Annotated in this window: 14 protein-coding genes; 8 read left to right on the forward strand and 6 right to left on the reverse strand. The window is 44.7% G+C overall.

The window, feature by feature from the left end:
• The first annotated feature begins 59 nt into the window (after nt 1-59).
• The 7 genes from GXO74_01590 to GXO74_01620 all read left to right on the forward strand — a co-directional run bounded on the left by GXO74_01590 (nt 60) and on the right by GXO74_01620 (nt 9,752).
• Nucleotides 60-1,199 (forward strand): hypothetical protein, encoded by a 1,140-nt coding sequence (locus tag GXO74_01590; protein ID NOZ60353.1) that lies wholly within the window; start codon nt 60-62, stop codon nt 1,197-1,199.
• A 209-nt stretch (nt 1,200-1,408) separates the two neighbouring features.
• Nucleotides 1,409-1,909 (forward strand): nitroreductase family protein, encoded by a 501-nt coding sequence (locus GXO74_01595; protein ID NOZ60354.1) that lies wholly within the window; start codon nt 1,409-1,411, stop codon nt 1,907-1,909.
• Between the two features lie 33 nt (nt 1,910-1,942).
• Nucleotides 1,943-3,208 carry an L-rhamnose isomerase gene (locus tag GXO74_01600; GenBank protein NOZ60355.1) on the forward strand — a complete coding sequence of 422 codons (1,266 nt, stop codon included), beginning with the start codon at nt 1,943-1,945 and terminating at the stop codon, nt 3,206-3,208.
• 253 nt (nt 3,209-3,461) lie between these two features.
• Nucleotides 3,462-4,067: a TetR/AcrR family transcriptional regulator gene (locus GXO74_01605; protein NOZ60356.1), complete on the forward strand. Its 606-nt coding sequence runs from the start codon at nt 3,462-3,464 to the stop codon at nt 4,065-4,067.
• On the forward strand, nt 4,064-5,494 hold the full coding sequence (locus tag GXO74_01610) for a TolC family protein (GenBank protein ID NOZ60357.1): 1,431 nt from the start codon (nt 4,064-4,066) through the stop codon (nt 5,492-5,494). Before GXO74_01605 ends, GXO74_01610 begins: the two co-directional genes overlap by 4 nt.
• A gap of 12 nt (nt 5,495-5,506) precedes the next feature.
• The gene (locus GXO74_01615) at nt 5,507-6,631 is read left to right on the forward strand and encodes an efflux RND transporter periplasmic adaptor subunit (protein ID NOZ60358.1); all 1,125 of its coding nucleotides are present in this window, start codon (nt 5,507-5,509) and stop codon (nt 6,629-6,631) included.
• Between the two features lies 1 nt (nt 6,632).
• A complete protein-coding gene (locus GXO74_01620) occupies nt 6,633-9,752 on the forward strand; it encodes an efflux RND transporter permease subunit (GenBank protein NOZ60359.1) in 3,120 nt (1,039 codons plus the stop codon).
• Between the two features lie 156 nt (nt 9,753-9,908).
• Here GXO74_01620 and GXO74_01625 read toward each other — a convergent pair whose 3' ends face one another.
• The 4 genes from GXO74_01625 to GXO74_01640 all read right to left on the reverse strand — a co-directional run bounded on the left by GXO74_01625 (nt 9,909) and on the right by GXO74_01640 (nt 15,207).
• Nucleotides 9,909-11,297: a 4Fe-4S dicluster domain-containing protein gene (locus GXO74_01625; protein NOZ60360.1), complete on the reverse strand. Its 1,389-nt coding sequence runs from the start codon at nt 11,295-11,297 to the stop codon at nt 9,909-9,911.
• 213 nt (nt 11,298-11,510) lie between these two features.
• Entirely contained in the window at nt 11,511-13,589 is a 2,079-nt protein-coding gene (locus tag GXO74_01630) for an OmpA family protein (GenBank protein NOZ60361.1), read from the reverse strand.
• A 536-nt stretch (nt 13,590-14,125) separates the two neighbouring features.
• Nucleotides 14,126-14,509, reverse strand: a complete 384-nt coding sequence (locus GXO74_01635) for a hypothetical protein (GenBank protein NOZ60362.1) — start codon at nt 14,507-14,509, stop codon at nt 14,126-14,128.
• Between the two features lie 2 nt (nt 14,510-14,511).
• A complete protein-coding gene (locus tag GXO74_01640; GenBank protein NOZ60363.1) occupies nt 14,512-15,207 on the reverse strand; it encodes an OmpA family protein in 696 nt (231 codons plus the stop codon).
• Nucleotides 15,208-15,650: 443 nt separating this feature from the next.
• Between GXO74_01640 and GXO74_01645 the strand changes: the two genes are divergently transcribed.
• Complete coding sequence (locus GXO74_01645; protein ID NOZ60364.1) at nt 15,651-16,010, forward strand: hypothetical protein; 360 nt, start codon at nt 15,651-15,653, stop codon at nt 16,008-16,010.
• A 132-nt stretch (nt 16,011-16,142) separates the two neighbouring features.
• Here GXO74_01645 and GXO74_01650 read toward each other — a convergent pair whose 3' ends face one another.
• On the reverse strand, nt 16,143-16,700 hold the full coding sequence (locus GXO74_01650; GenBank protein ID NOZ60365.1) for an HAD family hydrolase: 558 nt from the start codon (nt 16,698-16,700) through the stop codon (nt 16,143-16,145).
• Nucleotides 16,700-18,184, reverse strand: coding sequence for a D-alanyl-D-alanine carboxypeptidase/D-alanyl-D-alanine-endopeptidase (gene dacB / locus GXO74_01655; protein ID NOZ60366.1), 1,485 nt, complete (start codon nt 18,182-18,184; stop codon nt 16,700-16,702). The genes GXO74_01650 and dacB overlap by 1 nt, the downstream gene beginning before the upstream one ends.
• Between the last annotated feature and the right edge of the window lie 26 nt (nt 18,185-18,210).

An 18,210-nucleotide genomic window follows, 5' to 3' on the forward strand; every position in this document is an offset into this window, starting at 1 on the left:
TTCGTCAAAGTGTAGCACACCTCGGAGGTGTACTACACTTATTAGTAAGGAAATATCAAATGACTTCAAAACAACGCGTTTTGACAACTTTGAATGGCGAGATTCCGGACCGCGTTCCTATCGCAGAATTCGCTGTCGACTTTGACACTGTGGAAAAAATTTTAGGTCACGAAACCTATCTGCGCGCCAAAGCCAAGTCACAGATCGCTTTCTGGGAAGGCAGACACGACGAAGTGGCGGAAAGTTACGAACGCGACCACATCGAACTGCATGAGAAATTGGAACTGGACATCATTACTTTTCCCATGGCGACGTGGTACATTCCGCCGGAGACAGACGATCCGCCGCCGAAAAAAATCAACGACAACACCTGGAAAGACAAGTACGGCAGAATTTACAAATACTCGCCCATCACTGCGGATATTACTTGTATTAAAGATCCGGTGATGGAACAAAAAGTGTTCACGGTAGAAGAATTTGAACGAGAGCCGGAAATTCCCACACCGGATCCGCGGTCATGGAAAATTGTCGAAAACGTCATCGCGAAATTTAAAAACAAAAAATTCATCTGCAGCCCGGACAGCGGCGAGATCGGCATTGTCATGCTCGGCGGCATGGAACGCGGTTTAATGGAACTCATGGAAAATCCCGACATCGTCAAAGCGGCAACTGCTTATCTCGTCAAACAGCAAAATGCCGCAGACAAATATTTCGTTCATCCGGACGCTGAGGGGATTCTCTGGGGCGCGGACTTTGGTTTCAAGTCGGGCCCGCTCATCAGCCCGAAAATGTTCCGCGACTTTTTTCTGGAAGCCAATAAGGCGCGCGCGAAAAATTTGCACGACAATTTTGGCATCAAAATTCTCAAACATTGCTGCGGAAACGTTATGCCGCTGATGGACATGTTCATCGAGATCGGCTACGACGCATACCAATCGATTCAAGAATCGGCGGGAATGGACATTTGTCTGCTCAAAGAAAAATACAGCGACAAAATCACGCTTTGGGGCGGCGTGAATCTGGAAAATATTCAGAGCGGCACGCCCGAAGATGTCCGCAACGACGTCCGCCGTTCCATGAAATGCGCCAAACCCGACGGAAGATTCATTTTAGGAATTAGCCATTCCGTCGCCGTGGGCAGCAATTATGAAAATTACATGGCGATGTGGGATGAGTATTTTAAGTGGTGCGATTATTGATTTTTTTTTGCAACGAACAAAAACGAACAAAACAAACAAAATATGAAAAAATTTTTGGGAAATAGGTGACAGGATTATTGCAGTTTTTCTGTTTGAAATTTGCGAGAAAATTTTAGCCTTTTTACATCGAACAAGAACTAACAAAACGGACAAAGTTTGAAACTAATTTTGCTGATTTGCTATTAAAGAAGGACAAATTTATGGAATTAATACAAGGGATTCTCACCCGCCGCAGCATCAGAAAATTTAAGAAAACGCCTATTTCCGAGGACATCATCGAACAAGTCCTGCGCGCGGCAATGGCGGCGCCGTCGGCGGGAAATTGCCAGCCCTGGCATTTCGTTGTTTTGCGTGACCACGCGGTGATGGACAAAATTCCTGAATTTCATCCGCATTCTAAAATGCTGCTTCAGGCTGCGGCAGCAATTGTGGTTTGCTGGGACAAAAACAGCGAGCTTGCCGACGGCTACGGCATTCAGGACGCTTCTGCGGCGACGGAAAATATTTTGTTAGCAGCGCACTCGCTCGGATTGGGCGCTGTCTGGCTGGGAATTTTTCCCCGGCAGCATCGTGTGGAAAAATTGAAAAAATTACTCAATCTGCCCGAGCACATAATCCCATTAGGCGTTGTAGCCATCGGCCATCCCGACGAAAAAAAACCGCCAGCAAATCGCTTTGATCCCCAAAAAGTGCATTTCGAAAAATGGTAAAATAGAGCATTCAGAAAAACAAGGAGACGAATTATGGACAAAAAGATTGAACGCAGTTATGAGATAGCCAGAGAAAAATACGCTCAGTTAGATATCGATACAGACAAAGTTCTCGAACAACTTGAAAAAATCAGTATTTCGTTGCATTGCTGGCAAGGCGACGATGTTGCTGGTTTTGAAACTCCTGACGCCGAACTTTCAGGCGGAGGAATTCAGGTGACCGGTAACTATCCGGGCAGAGCGCGCACCGTGGTTCAATTGCGCCAGGACGCCGAAAAGGCGTTTTCATTGATTCCCGGGAAACACCGCTTCAACTTGCACGCTATCTACGGCGAATTCGGCAGCAAATTCGTTGACCGAGACCAAATTTCGCCCGACCATTTCAAAGGCTGGATCGACTGGGCGAAAAATCTGGGAATTAAACTGGATTTCAATCCCTCCTGTTTTTCACATCCCAAAGCAAACGACGGTTTTACGCTGAGCAGTAAGGACAAAGCGATCCGCGATTTCTGGATTGAACACGTCCAAAGAACACGAGAAATCGCCGCATTCATGGGAAAAGAACTGGGGAGCCCTTGCATTAACAATATCTGGATTCCCGACGGCATGAAAGATATTCCCGCGGACAGATTCACGCATCGTAAGCTGCTCAAAAAATCATTGGACAAAATTTTTCAAAAAAGTTTTCCGGCCTCTGCAATGAAAGACGCGCTGGAAAGCAAACTTTTCGGCATCGGCAGCGAATCGTACGTCGTGGGTTCGCACGAGTTTTATCTTTCCTACGCAGTGCAAAATAAAAAGATTGTTTGTTACGACCTGGGTCATTTTCATCCCACGGAATCCATCGCCGACAAAATTTCTTCAACGCTACTGTTCGTGGACGAACTGCTGCTCCACGTCAGCCGCGGCGTGCGCTGGGACAGCGACCACACCGTCATTCTCAACGACGACGTCAAAGCTGTCGCCGAGGAAATTGTTCGCGCGGACAGCCTCGATCGCGTGCACGTTGCGCTTGATTTCTTCGACGCCACGCTCAACCGCGTCGGCGCCTGGGTTCTGGGAACGCGCGCGACATTGAAGGCGCTCCTGCTCGCGCTGCTCGAACCGCACGAGATGCTAAAATCCGCAGAAGAAAAAGGCGATTTTTTCAAAAGATTGGCGCTGTTCGAGGAATTGAAAACTATGCCCTTCGGCGAAGTCTGGGATTACTACTGCGCGAAAAATGACGTCGCGGTGGGGACGGATATGATTACAGAAATAAGCGAGTACGAGCAAAAAGTACAGTTGAAAAGAAAGTAAATTCGATAGTTTTCCCGTGCCAGCTATTCCCAAAATGGCTGGCACGTTTCCTCCATTTTTTCTTGCCCTCAGAATTTCCAAAATTTTTACAAAATTTATATGGAACTTTTGCACATTCGTCTCGTAATATGAAACTAAAACCTACCTACCGGTAGGTACATTCATTATTTTTTGAAACTATTGACAAAACAAAACGTAATTTGGAATAATTTTTTAAACAAATTTTCGACCGAACGGTCAGTAAGGGTTTAAAATGCCAAACTTCTTGGAAAAATTAGACGGCGAAAACAATACCAAACTTCAGATATTTTTAACTGCTGCTCGCCTTTTTGCTGAAAAAGGATACAACGGCGTTTCCATGCGGGAAATTTCCGAGCAATCGAACGTTTCGAAGCCGACGATTTATTATTACTTTGGCAGCAAAGAAGGAATTTTCAGAGAGCTGCTGGAAACAGGAATGAAATACGGTGTGAATTTCTCCAGGGAAATTGCGGCGTCCAACATTCCGGCCAAAGAGAAATTAAAAAAAATAATGCAGCGTCAATTTCGCGTGAGTTATGAGCATTCCGAATTTTCCAAATTTTTTCTGATGATTTTTTTGACATCGGAAAATATTCCTTTTGTGGAAGATTTCAAAAAACACGTTCGTGCGCACAAAAAATTACTCATGAATATTTTTAAAGAGGGCATCGAGTCCGGCGAATTCGGCGCCGGAGCAAATTCTGATTTAGCCGCAGAAATGTTTGTTGCTGTTACCGGTCATTTCATTAGCCTACAGATCAAATCGAAACGAAAAATTTTAACAAATAAATTAGCGGAAGAAATTGTTGAACTTTTATTTAAAGGACTGAACGAATGAGGAAAAATCTGAAAAATTTGCTGGATGTTGCGATGAGAAAAAATCGCGTAGTCGTTTTTTCTCTGCTGCTATTTTTTCCTTTGGCTGGTCTTTCGCAGGACAAAATGACGCTCACCCTGGAGCGAAGCGTGGATCTGGCTTTGCAAAAAAACCCGGGCATTCAAATGGCGGAAAAGGAAGTTTCCAAAGCAAAAGCCGGTATTTTTGAAGCCTGGTCTAATGTTTTGCCCAAAGTAGACGGCTCGATTAATTTTCAGCACGCGTGGAGTATTCAGGAGCAAACCATACCTAACTTTTTGAAACCCATGTTAGCGCCGCTGGGGCCGTACATTCCTGGGCTGGAAGACATGCCGGACTATGTGCGGATCTCTTTCGGATTAAAAAACACGCTGCGCTACGGCGCCACTTTGACGCAGCCGCTATTTTTAGGCGGCGCAGGAATTTCCGGAATACAAATCGCTAATTCCGCGAAATCAGCGGCGGAGAAAAATTTAATGGGAAAGAAACAGGAATTGATTTACAACACGACCAACGCATTTTACGGCTGCCTGCTCGCCAAAGAACTGGTCAAAGTTCAGCAAGAAGCGCTGGATCAGGCGGAAGCGAATTTTGAAAATGTCAGAAAAAAATATGAGTCGGGCGCGGCGTCCGGTTTCGACAAAATGCGCGCCGAAGTGGATGTGGCGAATCTGAGACCGGCGGCGATTGCTGCGAAGAACAATTACCGCTCTGCATTGACCATGCTCAGAACAATTCTTGGTTTAGAAAGAAATGCTGTGATTGACGTCGAAGGTGAGTTCAAATACGTTGAGGACGAACTGCTCAATATGTCGCTGGAAGAATTGCAGCAGTTAGCTCTGGAAAAACGCCCCATGTTTCAAGCGCTGCAAGATCAGAAACGCATCATGCGCAAAACAGTTGCCATTGCACGAAGCAATTTTCTGCCGAAAGTATTTTTTCAGACCGATTATTCATTCATGGACATGAGAAATAATTACAAATTCAGACACAAAGATGCCAGCAAGGGATTTACTTCGGCGATCAGTTTACAAATCCCGCTATTCCACGGATTTCAGTCCGCTGCGCAGTATCAGGAATCACGGCTGGATTATCACATCATGCTGGACACAGAGAAGCAAGCCAGCGACGGCATTGCCGCGGAAGTGGAAGTGGCATACAATAAGTTGAAAGATGCCAGAGAAAAATACCAGTCTGCGGTGAAGACAGTCGATCTGGCAAAAGAAGCCTTGCGTCTGGCAAATATGATGTACAAAGAGGGAATGAACACTCAGTTAGATGTATTGACTTCACAGCTTGCATTGACGCAGGCAAAGATGAATTACGTGAATTCACTGTACGAATATCAAATTTCACGATATCAATTGAGAAAAGTCATCGGACTGTTGAAAGGAATTTTAGACAAATAAGGAGATAAACTCATGGCAAAAAAAATATTTTCAATTTTTCTCATATCGGGGTTAGCGATTGCGCTGCTGACAGGCTGCGGCAAAAAAGGAAATACGAACGAAGATGCGCTGATTATTCCTGTTGAAACAACGCCTGTAATCCGTAAAGATGTGTCCAGAGAAGTGACTTACACCGGAGACATCAAAGCGGAAAAAGAAGTGAAAGTGTACTCCAAAATTCCGGATCGCATCGTCAAATTTGAGGTTGACGAAGGCGATTACGTGAAAAAAGGTGATGTAATCGCGCGAATCGAGGCGACAAAAATCGAGCAGGCCGTTGTGCAGGCAAAGGCTGGCTTGGCGAGCGCCCGCGCTCAATTTGCCAATGTGAAGGCGGAATTCGAGCGCAGCAAACGATTGAAAGCGGAAAATGCCATCAGCGAGCAGCAATTTGACGCAACAAAAACCCAATTTGAGGCGACCAAAGCAATGGTCGAACAGGCCGAAGCCGCGCTCGTTCAGGCGGAGAGCCAATTGGACGATGCCATAATTTCATCGCCTCTTTCCGGAATTATTGGCACACGCAACTATGAAGAAGGCGATATGGCGACAGGCCCGCTGCCCATCGTGACCGTTGTTCAGATGAATCGCGTGAAGGTGATCATCAAAGCGCCGGAGCAAGATTTCGGGCAATTGAAAGTCGGACAATTCGGCATCGTCAAGGTGCGCAGTTATCCGGATGAGACTTTTAAGGGAAAAATAATCAAAATCAGTCCCGTGCTCGATCCGCTGACGCGCATGGGAAAAATTGAGCTTCTCGTGGACAACAAGGATAAAAGATTGAAGCCGGGAATGTTCGCCGAGGTGCAAATTCGCATTCAGGCGCTGAAAAATGTGATTGCAATTCCAAAATTTGTCGTCATCGAAAAAACAGAATTGCAACGTGTCAATGGCGAGGATGTGGCTGTCGTAAATTCCCACGTATTTGTCGTGCAGGACAGCGTGGCGCATTTGCGAAAAGTGGAAATCAGCTACACCAATGGCACGATTTCCGTTGTAAAATCCGGCGTTGAGGAAGGGGAACAAATTGTCGTCGTTGGCCAGCAGAGTTTAAAAGATGGTTCAAGAGTAAGAGTTTTGAATGAAGGAGAAAAATAAGATGAGAATCACGACATTAGCCATCAAACGCGGCATCACGTTTTTTATGATATATTTGATCGTGATCGGATTCGGCCTCTTTTCTCTGGCGCGTTTGAAAATAGACTTGTTTCCGGATTTAACTTTTCCGGTAATCGCGATCATCACCCAGTACACCGGGGTCAACCCCTACGATATCGAAAATTCAGTCACCCGACCCATCGAAGAAACAGTCTCGTCGGTAGAAAATGTAAAAAAAGTCAGTTCCACTTCAAAGCAGGGACTTTCTCTGGTTTTGCTTGAATTTGACTGGGGTACTGACATGGATCAGGCGGAAATCAACACCAGAAAGAACATTGATTTCATTCGCGATTATTTGCCGAATGAAGTCAGAGACCCGGTTGTATTTGCCTTTGATCCTTCGATGCAGCCGATCATGTACATGGCAGTTCAATCGAGCCAGTACGGCATGGCGGAATTACGAAGAATTTCAGAGCGGGACATCGAACCACGAATGGAACGCATCCCGGGCGTGGCAAATGCTTTTACCGCCGGCGGACTGTCTCGCGAAATAAAAATTTTAGCGGATCCCCATCAGTTGCAGGCGCATCATTTCTCAATAGATTATCTGATCAATGCGCTGCGGATGAATAATATGCAAATTCCCAGCGGTTGGATTGAAAATAGTGACCAGGAATTCACTGTTCAAACTGTTGGAGAATACAAAAATTTAGACGAAATCAGAAATACGAACATCGCCACGATTCAGGGCACACCGGTGCGCATTCGCGATGTAGCGCGCGTCGTCGACGGTTTTAAAGAACAGCGCCAACGAGAATACATTGACGGAAATCCGAGCGTGCTACTCATGGTGAGCAAGCAATCGGACGCCAACACAGTGCAGGTCGTTAAAAGAATAAAAAGTCAATTGGACAATATTCAGCAATCCATCCCCAAAGGCGTGGAGATCCTCAATTTCTGGGATCAGGCGACATTTATTCAGCGCTCCATGTCAAATCTGGGAAGCACCGCGCTGCAGGCTATCGGCCTCGCCTTTCTGGTGCTATTATTTTTCTTATTAAATTTTCGCAGTTCGCTCATTGTTGCCATTTCCATCCCCGTTTCCATGTTGGTGACTTTCGCAGTGATGGATCAGGCAGGCTTGACTCTGAATATGATCTCCATGGCGGGACTGGCGCTGGCAGTGGGCATGTTAGTAGACAACTCCATTGTCGTGCTGGAAAATATTTTCCGGCGACGACAGTTAGGCGATTCTATGGAAGAGGCTGCGGACAAAGGAGGCTCGGAAGTCTCCATGGCAATCACTGCCTCAACCTTAACTACTCTTGCTGTTTTTGTGCCGGTTCTTTTTGTCCCCGGCATTGCCGGCGAGCTATTCAAAGACATGGTTATTACAATCTGTTTTTCACTTTTGTCTTCATTACTTGTCGCGTTGACGCTGGTGCCCCTATTAGCATCACGATTTTTGGACTTCCGGTCAAAATTTGAATCGCGAAATCCATCGTCTAAAGGTTTCATTGCCCGCACGAAAAAGGGGATTAATTCTTTTCTTGTCGGGTTAAGAAACCAGTACAGCCGGGCGCTGAAATGGTCAATCAATCACAGGAAGACCGTGCTTATTTCGGTTACAGCGCTCTTCATCGTATCCATCGTGATCCTGGCCACCCGCGGCGGCGACTTTTTCCCGCATTCGGATCAGGGATTTATTGTTTACCAGGTCAAAACAGCGCCGGGCACCAATCTGGATGAAATGCAGAAAACAATGATGAAAATTGCTGGCGTCATCAAAAAAGAAGTTCCGGAAGCCGAAAATATTCATATTCGTTTTGGTCAGGGCGAGGGAATCACTGCCCTGTTTGGCGGCGGCGCCTCTAATTTAGGCGAGATAAATGTCAAATTAGTACGCAAGCGCGAACGCAGTCGAAGCCAGAAAGAAATCGATGCGGCGCTAAAAAAGAAATTTGCGGACATCCCCGGCGCGGAAATTCGCTATCAAGAACAAGGCATCAGCCAAATGTTCGGCGAAGGCGATATCGTCGTAGAGATTTTCGGGCACGATTTGACAAAATCAAAGAAATTAGCTGAACAAATCCAAGATTTAGTAAAACAGGTTCGCGGCACGGAACAAGTCAAAATCAGTCTCGAAGATGCGATGCCGGAACTGCGAATCGAACTGGACAGGGATCGTCTGGCAGATCTTGGTATTTCAGCGGCACAGGTTTCACAGACAGTGAGCTCCAACGTACTGGGAACGGTCGCTTCAACCTATCGCGAGGGCGGCGAAGAATACGATATTCGCGTTCAATTGGACAAGAAATATCGCAAATCCAAAGCTGATCTGGAAAATATTTTGATCGTATCGCCGACAGGCGCGCGAGTGCCGCTGCGATCCGTGGCGCACGTGGCGACCGGCAAGGCGCCGACAGAAATTACCCGTGAAGATCAGGAGCGCGTGGTAAAAGTTTCCATGATGGTCTCGGGCAGAGATTTGCGTAGCGTGACGCGCGATGTGCAGAAAGCCATGAAAAAAGTGGTTATTCCCAACGATTACCGGCTGGAAATCAGCGGCATGGCGGAAGAGCAGCAGGAATCGTTCATGTATCTGGGGATTGCCATGTTGGTCGCCATCTTGCTTACTTACATGGTCATGGCGTCGCAGTTTGAGTCACTGCTGGATCCGTTCATCATTTTATTCACAATTCCCATGTCGCTCATCGGCGTGGCGCTTTTTCTGCTGCTCACCGGAACAACGCTCACGGTGATGGCGCTAATCGGAATCATCATGTTAGTCGGCATCGTCGTGAACAACGGAATTGTGCTCGTCGATTACATGAATCAACTCCGCGTCAAAGGGAAAAGTTTGATGGAAGCGGTCCAAGAAGGCGGAGAAACGAGAATGAGACCTGTTCTGATGACAGCGCTAACAACAATCCTGGCGATGGTGCCGCTGGCCTTAGGTCTGGGCGAGAGTGGCGAAAACTGGGCGCCTCTGGCGAGATCTGTGATCGGAGGTTTGTTTATGGCGACATTTCTCACATTGTTTGTCGTGCCGGTGATTTACATTATCATGGAAAATCGTTCGGAAAAATATCGCCAGAAAAAATTGGCGAAAAAAATGTAGACTTTAAAAAAGATGTGCTCCACCGCTGAGGTGGGGTACATCTGAAATTTTTCAGCCAAAAATACGCAGCGAGGAAAAATCAGGCGAAACGTGGACGAACAACTGCACCGACGTGATCCAAATTACCCGCTTGCTAAGCGACGTTGCCATCATGCCTCATTGTTTCAAGCTGTCTTGTATCCTACAATACGCACAAGCACATTTCTCTTTTTCCCGTTTGTCGGAAGAATGGTCTATCGCTTCTGTTGGACATCGTTTATAACATGCTGAGCATTTAATACATTCTTTTCTATCGAGGACTTTTGCTTTGCCATTCTCGATTGTGAAAACACCTTTTGGGCAGACCTGGAAACACAATCTGCAACCAATACAAAATTCCTCATTTACCGTAATTTCTGGAGCATCGACCCCCTTATAAATTGATTTAAGATTATATTTTACCAGAGGCGACCAGCCCTCAAACTCATTTGTCAGGTAAAACATTCCAACACCTATGGTAACAACTATTCCGATTGACCAGCCAAAACTAAAGGGCCGGGTAAGAATTAAAAGACCTGTAATCATTACTGCTATCCCGAAGGAATACAAAAAGGACCATAGTGGAATCTGTTTAATGGGTCTGTGAGGATAAATAATCGCCTGAACCACTGCAAGAAAATATACTACCGGTATAATGAACAAAAGTTTTGATATGTCAATGAAAAGATAAATGAAAGTGAGAACTGTGGTAAGAATAATCGGACTGCTTATAGCCATTTCAACTCTTTGCTGAAGATCAAATTTGACTCTTCTTATTGTAGATTCATCGCTACTCCTGTTGAGGAAATCCTTTATATGTTCAATATACACCGGACCAAATACTGCCAGAAACCCCGTTTTTTGTTTAATCTCTTGTATATCTACATTAGCGGCACAGAGCTGTGGCAGAACAAGTCTTTTATGAGAAACGTATTCCGATAAATGTGTCAATTTAGTTGCATGAATAATATTCTTTTCTGAAAAATGTCCACTGAGTGATGAACACCACACGTTAATACCTCTACTGTCACATATTAAAAGCCAACAATCTAATCCCTGAAGGGCGTTAGCAACACGCCTTACAGTAAGTTCATAATTTCCAGTAACTACTACAGCGGACTTCTCATCAGGGTTACCAACTTTATACAAGGCGACAGGTTCTGGAAGGGGAAATAAACGGAATATGGTTTCCAATACCGTTCGAAATGGATGAGGTCTCAAATATTTTCGTGGAAGTTTCTTTACTTCTGATACAACATCAAAATCTTGATCGGGTTTGAAAAAATTGTCAAATATGATAATCAGCGTTACAATTAGTGCTGTCGATAATAATTGGATTCCAGGCATAAAAAAATTCAATATCAAATAATGATTCATTATTGTAAGGAAAAGAAAATACAAGACTAATAACTTAACAAATTGGATTTTTTTTCGAAGATGTCCCGTAGCTGTGATGAAACCTATTATAAAATATCCAATGAGTCCCACAATCAAGGAATATGAGATAAAAACTGGTAAGATGGGCATGTAATAGCTCCTTTCAATGATAATTAAATAGGAAAGCTGACCTACAAAAGTTATACGTTAAAGGGACTATTTTGCCGCAAAAAAAACTGGCTTGTATCATATTCTTTGTTCTATTTTTGATTCTGCTAACAAATTTGTCGACAAAAACCAAAAAGCCCGATCTTGTAACGAAATCGGGCCTATGGTATTTCAAGTTGTTTGGTTTAATAAAAATTATTCCGCTCCAGCCGGATAGCCCACATAGATTTGCACTGTCCGATTGAGAAATCGCCCTTCCGGTGACGCATTGCTAAAAATCGGATTGATCTCTCCGTAGCCACGATGTACGATTTTCTTTCCCGAGATTCCCATTTTCCGCAGCAGATCACAAGCCATTTTTGCGCGTTTTACGGACAATTTCAAATTATATTCCTCGTTACCAATGTCATCACAATAGCCGAAAACCTTGACGCAGCAATCCGGATGATTTTTGTAAACGTCCACGATTTTTTTCAGCAGGTCCGCATTATTCTTGCTCAATTTTGAAGAGTTAAAAGGAAACAACACCAGACTGAATTTCTGATAAATTGTGTCTTCTTTCGTTTCCACTAAGGTTGTCGCTTCTTCGATCTGCTTCACGGGAATCGTTTTCGTTGTCGATTCGAAAACTCTGCCGTCTTTGTCTTTTATTTTCATTCCGTAAGTGACTTCCGGGACATTGAACAGTTTTTCGCCTTTTTGGTTGAGCCAATTCCAACTCACCTGTGCTCTCGGCTCAACAAATTTTTTATTCATCAGCAAACTTTGCCCGGCGTAAGCAGAGACTTCAAAAAACTCAAGTCCTTCCGGCGCGCTCACTTTTGTATTAAAGTAGCCAATTTCGGGAGAGAAACTGATCTCTTGAATTTCCGAACGAATGGGCATGAGAATATTGCGATGATTGGAGACGATTTCCACCCGTCGATTTTCCGCGCATCCTTCGGGCGTTTTTGTGCTGGAGGGTTTTTTCGGCAAATTTCTCGTCAGAATCTTAATGCGATCCGCGCTGATGCTCCAGATATTTTTTAAATAATCAGCGACAGCCTGCGCGCGTCCTCGCGACAGTTTTTTGTTCAATTTTTCCGCGCCCAGATTCATGTTACAGCCGATTAGGGTCACGCTGGTTTTTTCGTCTTTTTGCAGTCGGCTACCAATCACATTTAAAACATGATAATATTTTTGCAGTGGCTTTTGAATGGCATCTTCTTTAAAACGAGCCGCTTCTTCCGGCGAAGAAAATAAAATATATTTATCGGAAAAATTAACCGCGTTGCTGTCGAAAAAAACATAGTTGAGCATGGGAAATTCGTCGATCACCTTTCTCGTTTTCACAACAAGTTGGTCTGCGGTAAATTGAATATCTCCGCTGGGGGGAATCGGAAAATGGTAAGTGACCTTAAACTCGGTGATAATTTCTTTGGAAAGTTTTTCAAAAATTGGCAGAAGTTCCTCTGCTTTGGAGGCTTGAAATGCTTTGCCCTGCGGCGAAGCCTGAGCGATTCTTTTCAGTAAAGGATTGAAGTTCCTCGCCTTGCTGAAATCAATACTGTAAATTGTAAATTTCACGCCCGCAGCGCCACCAATCACTTGCGCCTCCCTGAAGCGACTGCCCAGGTCTTTTCCGTCGCTGAAGATCACCATTGCTGTGGGCGCAGTTTCGGGCAGTTCCTTTGCCGTTTGCAACCCGTACAAAATCGCGTCATGCAAATAGGTGCGGCGGGACAAATTAACACCACTGTAAGCCCGTTTGACGAATTTGCGAACCGCATCCATATCAGCGGTAAAATCCAAAAATCTCAAATTTACCGGTTTTTCCATAAAGTTGACAGTGCCTCCGGCGCTTTTCTGCTCAGAAAAAACAACCACGGCCACGCGGCTTTTCCCGCCTAATGCTTGCAGCAATTTTTCCACACTCGCAAATAGCTCGTTAATGTGCGGGCTCATTGAAGAGCTATTATCCAAAACGAGTACAATATTTAAATTTGCCCCAATCACAGACTGCAGCGGCTCTACTTTGTCAATTTTTGCTTTTTTGCTCTCTCTGGAAATTGTTACCTGATCGCGGGTGAGTTTGGCAATCGGGACACCTTGCTCGTCAAGAACGCGCAAAATGAGCGTCGTAGAATCGTTGCGAACAAATTTGATGCTGCCAACCGTCCGATCAGTATTCACGACACTTACCGCCAGCGTGTCTACAGACAGCGCTTGCAGGCCCGACCAGGCAGCTATCGTAATCAACAAAGCTAACCCCAAAATTTTTTGTGATTTTTTCATGGCCCTCCTCCAAATAAATTAATGTTTGACAATTTCTGACTCCCTTTGCCAAGGCGCGGCGAAGATGAAGCTTTGTGGCAATTGTTAGCGCATACACGAAATTGACGGAGCCAAACTTACAACTTTAAATATCGTGATTTTTTACGTATCTGTCAAGTAAAAAATAGTTAGCTCATTATTAATTCTTTGTCTCTTACTTTTTATTTATTGTTATCAGCATTGCTATTATGTTAATTACAATTTATTTTTTTGCAATTCATTGATTTAAATTGCAGTTAAACCATTTTAAATGGCAGTTCGCTATATTTTGTGCAGATTGATTTAATCAAAAAGATAGGGCGCTGTTGTTTTTTCTAACATCTGAGAGACAAATCCGTTATTTGAAAAGAAAGCTTTGAAAAAATTGGCAGGACTGTAAAATAAGAAAAGGGGAAAAAGCAAAGGTTTTGCCGGCACAAAGTCAAGAAAATCTCCGCTATTTTTGCAACAAACAGCGGAGATTTTAATCGTCCGATTAATTTTGATGAGTTGAAAATCTACACGCGACGCCCGCCTTTGAGTTCGTCCTGTAATTTTTTCAACTCATCCCATTCGCCGCGCACGGCCAACGCCGCTTGTTCAGGCCAAGTACTGGCATCGGCAATGTTGTAATTTTGGCCGCCTTTTTGCAGAATCACGTTTAATCGATCTACCGACGTCCTGGAGAGATCTTCAAAATCCATAATTCCGTCTGCTATCAGTAAGCTGGCAATTTTTGGCCCGATACCTTCCACTTTTGTCAATTCATCCGGCCGCGCCGTTTTTGTCGCCTGAACGGTCGCCTTCCCGGTCCGGACTCCGCGAAGCAGCCAGCCAATGACAAGTCCCAAAACAAAAGCGATGATCAAACAAATTACTATTTCGCCAATTAAAAATATCATGATTATTCCTCCTCAATAACGATAAATTCCACTCTGCGATTTTTTGCCATCCCTTCCGCTGTTGCGTTATCCGCGATGGGGTCAGATTCCCCCTTGCCGCTGACCAGCAATCGGGAAGCATCGATGCCATTTTTTACCAGCACAGATTTGACTGAACTGGCGCGCTTCAAGCTCAATTTTTGATTGTATTCTTCGGTGCCGCGGCTGTCTGCGTGTCCGATAATTTCAATTTTCTCGCGCTGGTATTTTTTTAGCAATTGAGCGATCTGATCAATGACATTGTTAAAAATAGAGGAAATTTTGTCAGAATTCGTATCAAAATGAATGCTCAATTTCGCTAGCGAATTTTTCAACGCAACCAGCGCGTCTTCCATCGCCGTGGTTTCGGTAGCTTGTGCGCTCTCGATTTTCTGCTGCGGTTTGACCGCCGCCAAATTGGACACTTTGCGCACGCCGGGGATTTCGGCAATCAGCGCCGCTGCCTTTGCGGACAGCTCATCAGAGTCAACTTCGCCGCTCAAAATTGCATTGCGGCCGTCAAATTTTACCGACAACCCGCTAATTCCGGCAGCGGCAAGTTTGTCCTGCGCCTGCAGCGTCAATTTGTTTTCAATTTTTCTGGCATGGGTCAGAATGCAAATCACTGCAAGCAGCAACAGCAAAACGAGAGCCGTCCAGATGAGAGTTTTTTTGCTCACTTTGTTTCTCCTTTAATTTAATTAATTTGAAGCCAAAATATTGGGCTTACGTCGATTTTTGTAGCTAATTTACAAAAATTTTTCACGGGACTCACATGATAATTTTTTTAAATAAGCTCGATGAATTTTTCTCACCTTAACATCCAGTAAATTCTGTCAAATGCGCACACCTTAACAACAAGGCGCCAATAAAAAAAAAGTTCAATTTACAAATTTATTTTGACATTGTGAATTTTTTTTATTATTTTTAGCCAACTATCGAATAAAGTTTGGCCAAAACAGGGGAAGGATATCCAATGCGCATAAGAAACTCAGCTCTTTTGGTAATTTTTTTATCTTTATTAGTCGCTTTTTATTGTAACAAACAATCCCGCCTATCACAATTCGATCAATTTAATCGGCAATTTCTTGCCAAACAGCTACCGGAAGTCCCCGGCCCAAGGATGCTCACGAAAAAGGATCTCCCGCAAGAACAGCAAAAATATTTTGACGAAAACGATGCCTTGCTGCAAATGCTGCTCGACTTGAATCAGAACGGAACCCCAGAATACCTGATTTGCGGCGCGTCGGACTCTCTGTTAGCGAAGCATGAACATCGAGCATATTTTTTTGCTATTTTCGAGCAAACAGACCACGGCGTTGAGCGCAAATTTCTCCAGCGTCTCAATGCACCGCCGGTCGATCTAAAAATTTCCGATCGCGACAATCGCCACGGCGTGCTGTTAATATTTGCATTTTCCAGCAATTTTGCCGCTGAAATTTATTACGAAGACGGTCAATACAAATTGGAACGGTGGTATTGATTTTATCTCCCATGAAATCAAGCCACTAAGCACAGAGAAATTTTAACCGTTAACTTCAAAATCTCCATGACCAAAACGCACCAGATTTTGAATTTGATCATCGGAGATTATTTGGACTTTGTAAATTTCTCTTTAAACATTTGCCTGCCGCTTAAATTTTCGCTCCAAAATTTCCGGGATTTGCAGCAGTGAATTTATCTCAAAATCATGGTACGGATATTTTGAGGCTGTTGTTTTTCCGTTTTGATTGAACCAAATCGTCCACAATCCCGCCTGCTTGGCGCCGATAATGTCTTTTTCATAGTCATCGCCGACCATGATGGCATGTTCGGGTTCGACGCCTATTTTTTTCAACGCATTGTGATAAAATTGCGGCGCTGGTTTTCTGGCAATGAGTTCCTGCGGCGTGAAAATATGTGAAAAATATTTTGCTGCACCGACCACCAGCAACGCCTTCCCGACAAGTTCTCTGTCTGAATCGTCAGCATTGCTCAGCAAAGCGAGCGAATATTTTTGTTGCAATTGAGGCAGAATCTGTTCGGCGCCGCGAATAAGTTCCAGCCGCTCCCACATCGCCATGGGGCCGAATTGGTCGGGGAAAATGGGCATAATCGTATTTCCCCAGTCAAACAAAACGGCAGAAATGTTAAATTTTAATCTTTTCAGTTCACTTTTGATATTCATTGGCATTAGCGAGTTCTGTGAAATGAGGACAGCAACATACAAATTTGATCCTGAACATCCAACACGACCTGCACCGGGCAAAGAAAATTATTAAACATAGTGGAAAACACCAGCGGCTCTCCGTCTGCTGAAAAAGCGTAGCCGCTCAGACAGCGGACATTGGAGATGGTGCCTGTTTTGGCGAAAATCTTTCCTTCGGCGGCAGTTCCTTTCATGCGATAACCGATTGTGCCATCCACGCCGGCGATGGGAAGACATTGGCGAAAAATTTTCCCGTAGGGATGAAAATACATACGGCGAAAAATCTTCGTCAGGTACGCCGGAGAAATGTAATCGTAACGACAAAGTCCGGAACCGTCCATGTACTGGTAATTTTCTTTCTGCAAACCGAATCGGCGCAGCGTGCTCTGAATGACTTTTCTTCCCTCGGCGAATGTGCCGCCTTCTCCGAAATGATAGCCCAGCAATTTTGTCAAACTTTCCGCATACAGATTTTGCGATTCTTTCAGCAAGATTTTCAAAATATTTTTCAGAGAATCAGAATAGTGAACAAATAGGGTTTGAAACAGCGAGTCATTTTTGACAGCGGGAAAATCATCGGCATCAATGGCGTCGCCGGAGACGTGGATGCCGCTTTTCTCCAGCTCGGATTTCAGAGCCGTCGTAAAATAGAGCGTCGGATTGTGAATGGAAATATTCTGGCTGCGCTTTTTCCCGGGTTCAATAGTTCCGGTCAATTCCACCCGGTTGGTCGTGTACAATCTGCTGATGTTAAAGTCGGTCTCAACGCCAAAAGCTAATTTCGGAACAATTTCAAGATAGCCAATTTCCGGGAATACTTTAACGTCAATTTTGTCAGCCGCGCTGTCCGCCATGATTGAAAGCGCCGCGTAATTTTCGTTGAAAATCAGCCCACCGATTTCCGCGGCGTAGGAATAGGGTAAATTGTCCACAGTCCAGCCGTAGCCGATAAATTCGTCGTCAAAAACATCGTCGATGCCCACGACATTTCCGGCAATGGATTCGATGCCCAGCGATTTCAGCGAATCGATCCAGGACGCGAATGCCCGACAACTGTCACGCCGCTGGCAAAACCGATAACCGATGGTAGGATCGCCGCTGCCGATGACGATCAAGTCACCTTGCAGCGCAGAACCGACAATTTTCCCATTGGTTACAACGCGGGTCCGGTAGCGAAAATCGGGTCCAAAATTGAGCAGCGCTGCCGCAGAGGTGGGGATTTTTTCATTGGAGGCAGGCATGAACAATTTTTCTGCATTTTTCGCGTACAAAATTTCCCCGCTTTGCAGCGATTGCACCATGACGCCCACCAGTGCGCCGGACAATTCCGGAATATCGGTCACTCTCTCCAGCGCAGTTGCAAGCCTTTCTTCCGGCAAAATCAGCGGTTTTCTCTGGTAAACGCCGGCGCAGCTCATGAGAATAACAGCAAAAAACAGCGGAAGAATCAAATTTTTGCAGCGGAACATTGGCTTCTCCGAATTGCAGTGTTCAG

Source organism: Calditrichota bacterium, from assembly GCA_013152715.1.
GTDB lineage: Bacteria > Zhuqueibacterota > Zhuqueibacteria > Thermofontimicrobiales > Thermofontimicrobiaceae > 4484-87.